Origin of the sequence: Streptomyces milbemycinicus, assembly GCF_002154605.1 — a bacterium.
In the GTDB taxonomy this organism is placed as follows: domain Bacteria; phylum Actinomycetota; class Actinomycetes; order Streptomycetales; family Streptomycetaceae; genus Streptomyces; species Streptomyces milbemycinicus.
On sequence record NZ_MUNE01000506.1, the window covers coordinates 1 to 5664 of the forward strand.

At 70.6% G+C, this 5664-nt stretch carries 3 protein-coding genes and 1 pseudogene; 2 read left to right on the top strand and 2 right to left on the bottom strand.

The window, feature by feature from the left end:
• A pseudogene (locus tag CCN51_RS35795) lies at positions 1-598 on the top strand (hypothetical protein); the annotation flags it as partial.
• Entirely contained in the window at positions 595-1956 is a 1362-nt protein-coding gene (locus tag CCN51_RS35800; RefSeq protein ID WP_086860535.1) for an ABC transporter substrate-binding protein, read from the top strand. The pseudogene CCN51_RS35795 and the gene CCN51_RS35800, both read left to right, overlap by 4 nt.
• 66 nt (positions 1957-2022) lie before the next feature.
• On the opposite strand, the gene CCN51_RS35805 is transcribed toward CCN51_RS35800, so the two are convergent.
• Both CCN51_RS35805 and CCN51_RS35810 read right to left on the bottom strand, forming a co-directional pair.
• Entirely contained in the window at positions 2023-4032 is a 2010-nt protein-coding gene (locus CCN51_RS35805) for a hypothetical protein (RefSeq protein ID WP_014178920.1), read from the bottom strand.
• 221 nt (positions 4033-4253) lie between these two features.
• Positions 4254-5664: D-alanyl-D-alanine carboxypeptidase family protein (locus CCN51_RS35810; RefSeq protein ID WP_483883458.1), on the bottom strand; the 1411-nt coding region annotated here is incomplete at its 5' end.

Consider the following 5664-nt stretch of genomic DNA (forward strand, 5'->3'; position numbering starts at 1 on the left):
CCTCGTCCAGCAGGCGTACGTCAACCGCGACAACGCCGACCTCCGCGACGCCTACCTCGGCTACGCCGAAACGATGCTGCGGGGCGACGACGGCTCGCCCAAGAAGGTGCGGGACGGCGACAGCGACATCCTCGCCCGGCTGGTGAAGGTGCAGGGCAAGCAGCTCCGCCTGCTCGACCAGCAGACCTCCTTCGGCTGGCTGCTGTCGCTCGCCTGGTGGGTGCTGGTCCCGGCGGCGTATCTCGCGCTGGCCGTGCTGCTGGTGCGCACCCAGCGCTTTCTGCGCCACCGCTTCCGCCGCCGGTTCAACCCCAGCCTGCTCGTGGCCACCGGGCTGTTGCTGCTCGCGGTGCCGACCCTGGCCGTCTTCACCTACCAGACGCAGGACCGGCTCTCCCAGGCCCGCACCAGCCTGCGCCAGCCGAATATCGGCAGGTCCCCGGACACCACCAACAAGAGGGTGAGCACCAAGATGGCGGAGACCCACTGGCGCACCGGCGCCGTGGTGTGGATACCGATGGGTGGCGCGCTCCTCGCCGCGCTTGTGTTCGTCGGGCTCCAGCCGCGTATCGACGAGTACCGGTTCCGGGCCCGATGAGCACCGCCACCCGCCCCCGGAACGTCACCGCCGCCGTGCTCGGCCTGTGGCTGGTGCTCCTGTGCGCCCTGGGCACGGGCGACGCGGGCGCCCAGCAGTCCGGCGGCACGATCCGCGTGCTCGCCTCCTGGACCGGCCCCGAGGAGGAGGCCTTCCGCCAGGTGCTGGACGCCTTCACCAAAAAGCACCACATCCGCGTCGAGTACCAGGGCACCACCGCGCTGCGCGAGGTGCTGCTCTCCGACGTACGGTCCGGCACCCCGCCCGATATCGCCGTGCTGCCGAGCTCGGGGGAGCTGACCGCCTACGCCGAGAAGGACTATCTGGCCAAGCTCGACGAGGTGGTCCCCGGGAGCGAGTACAACCCCCTGTGGACACCCCGGCTGACGGAGAACGGGCCGATCTACGGCGTCGCCGTCAAGGCCGACCTCAAGGGCATCGTCTGGTACGACAGCGCGCGCCACGGCCCCGGGGACCTCCCCGCCCTGGCCGCCGACAGCCGCCAGTGGTGCGTGGGCATGGGCGACGGCGCCACCTCCGGCTGGCCCGGCACGGACTGGATCGAGGACATCCTGCTGCGGCAGCAGGGCAAGCGGGTCTACGAGCAGTGGGCCGAGGGCGAGCTGGCCTGGGACGATCCACGCGTCGCCGAGGCGTGGCGGACCTGGGGCGAGCTGTTCTCGGGCGCGGCCGCGAAGACCGCGCTGCGCACCGACTTCCGGGCGGCGGGGAAGAAGCTGTTCGCGAAGCGCCCGTCGTGTGCGCTGGAACACCAGGGCTCCTTCATCCGCGGCAGCTACCCCGGCCCCCACCGGGCCAGATTCGCCTACTCCGCCGATCTGCTCAGGCTGTCCGGCTCACCCTCCGCCGCGTATGAGGTGTCCGCCGCGCATGAGGTGTCCGGGGACTTCGCCGCGCATGAGGTGTCCGGGGACTTCGCCGCGCTGTTCAAGAACACCGGCCACACCGGGCAGGCGCTGGAGCTCATGCGCTACCTCGCCCAGGTCGAGGGGCAGCGGACCTGGGCCGAGCACACCCCTGCCCGCTCCGCCAAGCCGTTCTCCGCGAACAGCAAGGTGCCCGTGTCCGTCCAGGGGAACGACAAGGTCGCCCAGTCGATCGCCCGGACGCTCAAGTCCTCCTCGCTGTGCCTGGACGCGTCCGACGCCATGCCGCCGCGGATGCGGCTCGCTTTCCAGCGCGCCGTGCTGAAGTTCCTCAGCTATCCGGACGCGGAAAGGCAGCAGCGGCTCGGCGGGCTGCTGGGCAGCCTGGAGAAGGTCCACCAGAGCACGGAGCACAGCCAGGGCCAGGGTCGGGGACCGGACCAGCCCTGGCCGTCGACGGTATGCCACTGAGAAGGCCGGCCCGGGAACTCCCGGGCCGGCCTTCTCGGTTTCATCTGCTTTGTCAGGTTATTCGCTCTACGGGGCCATCTCGTCCGGGCAGGGCGTGCCGCGCGGCAGGTCGTACTTGCCCGCTATCCGGTAGGTGCCGGGGTGCGGGGCGTGCAGCACGGTCCACTCGTCCTCCGGCTCCCCCTCCTTGCTCGGCTCGAAGACCTGCTTGGTCAGGCAACCCTTGCGGTTGACCGGCAGCTCGCCGTCCTCCTCCGCCTCCGGCGCCTTGATCCGGTGGCCCTTGGCGTCCACCAGGCCCAGCCACGGCGAGTACGCGATGCGGATGAGCACCGGACCCTTGGCGCGCACCTTCAGAACCAGCTTGTCGGCGCTGGCCAGCTCCACCGTGGCCGGCGGGTCAGCGATCGGGGTGGGGTCCTTGACCTCGTACAGTTTCCAGTTGTCGTCGCCCCACACCTCACGCAGATACGGCAGGCCCTTGGCGATGAGCTCGGCCTCCAGCACCGCGGCGTGGTCCGGCTCATCGGCCGGCAGCACCACATAGTGCACGGCCATGCGCTTGAGCCAGGCGTGGTAGTCGGCCGGGCTGAGGGTGTCCTCGTAGAAGAGCGGGTTGCGGTCCAGGTCCGCCTGCCGGGTCCAGCCGCGGGCCAGGTTGACGTACTGGGCGAGCGCCGAGGACTCGCGGTGGCTGCGCACCGGCACCACCTCGACCCGGCCCCGGTTGGCCTCCACCCGCTGCAGATGGTGGACCAGCGGCGCCAGCTCGCGCGCCCAGGACGCCGACGGGGTGGTGTGGATGACGTCGTCGCCCGTCTTCACGCCCTGCCACACCGTGACCGTCACCAGACACAGCACGAGCGCCGTCCACATCCGCCCCACGCCCGTGGTGAGCCACTTCTCGCGCGGCGGCATCCGGCGGTTGGTCAGCGCGGCGATCAGCACCACCCCGCCGAAGATCATGCTCAGGCGGGAGATGTTGGTGCCGATCTGGGAGGGGATCAGCCAGGTCAGCACCACCCCGACCGTGTACAGCGCCCCGCCCACCCGGACGGTCCGCCAGCTGCGCGGTGCGAACAGGAAGACCCCGAGGCCGACGATGCCCGGCAGTATCGTCGACGGCCAGGTCATCGGCTGCTCTCCGGAGAACGGGAACAGCCAGGCCGACAGCCCGACCACGATCACCGGCGTGATGCCGAGCGCGTACGAGGCCGGATGGCGCCGGGTCAGCCACAGCGCGGCGGCCACGATCCCGATGAACAGCCCGGCCACCGGGCTGGACATGGTCGCGAGCGCGGACAGCAGGGCGGCCAGCAGTGCCCGCGCGATCTTGTGGTGCCAGAACCGGGACCGCCACTTGGTGGGCCACGCGAAGATGACCGCCACGGCGGCGAGGCCGAACATCGCGCCGAGCCCGAACGTCACCCGGCCCGAGATCGCGTTGCAGACCAGCGCGAACGTGCCGTACAGGGCCGGCCACAGCGGCCGCCGCACCACCCGGCTGCGCACCAGCAGCAGCGCGAGCAGCCCGGCGGACAGCGTTCCCGCGATCATCATCGTGGTGCGGACGCCGAGGACCGCCATGAGATAGGGCGAGATGACGCTGTACGAGACCGTGTGCATCCCGCCGTACCAGGCGAGGTTGTACGCCGAGTCGGGATGCTGCAGGGCGAACTCCGCCCATGCGTCCTGCGCGGCCAGGTCACCGCCGCTGTTCGCCAGCAGCGCCACCCACAGCACATGCAGCACCGCGGCGACGGCCAGGGAGGCGGGCACGGGGTGGCGCAGGAAGCGCCAGGCGCGCAGCGCCCAGCCGACCGTCTGCTCCCCCTGCTCGGCCTGCTCCTGCTGCCCGGCCGGCTCCTGCTGCTCGGCGCTGTGCGTCAGCGTCGCCGTACCCGCGCCCTCAGCCGGGTCGGCGCCCGCCGGCCCCGCGTCCTCGGCGGGGCTTACGCCCTCCGCGGCGTCCGGGCCCTCAGTGGACCAGCGCTGCGTAGGCAGTCTTATTCGCGCCGCGGTGTTCTCCTCGGAACTCCCGCTGTTTTCGGCCCGTGTCGGATCCACGGTGGTCACTGCGGCTCTCCCCGTCTTCCCCGAGGTATGCCCCCATGTTCCTTCAACCCTGTACCGGTTCCCCCCGGTTCGTTATGGGAGGACCGGGACCGGAGGCGCAGGCGACGCTAGCACGCGAAGGGCCCCAAAAGGCCTTCAGGGCGGGCGGTCGGGGGTGCTGTGGACAACTTGCTACATACGGCTGATCAGTGGCCCGACGCGCCGGGCGCCGGGCCACCGGATCAGGCGATACGGACCAGCTTGGAGCCGAACGACGGCTCGGACAGATCGTTCTGCAGCGCGACCGGCACCTTCACCCGGGCCGAGCCGCTGCCCACGGCCAGCTGGCCGACAACCGTGCCCGCCTTGGCCGTATGCGGCACGACCTTGCCGCCGTCGATCAGCTCCAGCTCCACCTCGAGCCCGCCCCAGCCGACGGCCGTCACGTCCTTGGTCGCGACGACCGGGGTCGTGCCGCCCAGGCCGTCGTCGACGTGGCCGACGACATCGCCCTTCTTCGCCACCGTGGCGGAGGTGAGGCCGTCCTGCACCGCCGTGATCAGCTTGTAGCTGTTCGTCTGCACCAGATCCAGGCTGTTCTGCAGGATGCCGGGGGCCCGCTGCTGCAGGACTACACCGAGGATCAGCCGCTTGTTGCCGTCGACGGTCTTCTCCGCGCCCCACATCAGCGCACCGCCGGCCGGGGTGCTCGAACCGGTCTTGATGCCGACCACACCGGGCTTCACCAGCAGATTGTTGTTGTTGTAGATCTTGCTGTCAGGAGTCTTGAGGCCGGGAATCCTGATGTTGGGCGTCGCCACGACCGACCGGAACGCCTCACTCTTCATCACCGCCCTGGCCAGCTTGAGCTGGTCGGACGCGGTGCTCTTGGTCGTCGCCTTGAAGCCGCTGGGGTCGGTGTAGACGGTGTTCTTCATCCCCAGGTCCTTCGCGGCGTCGTTCATCTTCTTCACGAACGCCTCCTCCGACCCCGAGTCCCAGCGGGCCAGCTGCCGGGCGATGTTGTTCCCGGACGGAATGAGCAGCATCTGGAGCATTTGGAGCTCGTTGTACGTCTGGCCCTCGTCCACCTCGACCCGCGACTCGTCCTCGGAGCCCGACTCCTTGCCCGCCTGGGCGTCGATCTTGATCGTCGGGCCCTCCTCGGACACCTTGAGCGGATGCTCCTTGAGGACGACGTACGCCGTCATCACCTTGGTGACGCTGGCGATCGGCACCGGCTTCTGCGCCCCGGAGGTGCCCAGGCTGCCGAGGCCCTCCACCTCGACCGCGGACTGCCCCTGCTCCGGCCAGGGGAGCGACATCCGGGCGCCGTCGAAGGTGTATGTGGCGTCGGCCACCTTCAGCTCGGGGTCCGGCAGCGGGCGCACCGACTGCACCACGCCGAGGACGATGATGAGGAGCACCGCGAGCGGCGTCCAGATCTTGACCCGCCGCACGGCGGTCCGCAGCGGGGTCTCCGCCGGGGGCGGGGTGTTGGTCAGCTGCGCCAGCAGATCGAGCGGCGCGGGCTGGCCGACGGGCGGCAGCGGCTGCTGCTTGGTCCGCTCCGACTCGGGCAGCGGCTGCTGCTTCGTGCGCTCGGACTCCGGCAGCGCGGGCTGCGCGGAGGGGCGCACCGGGGGCCGGGTG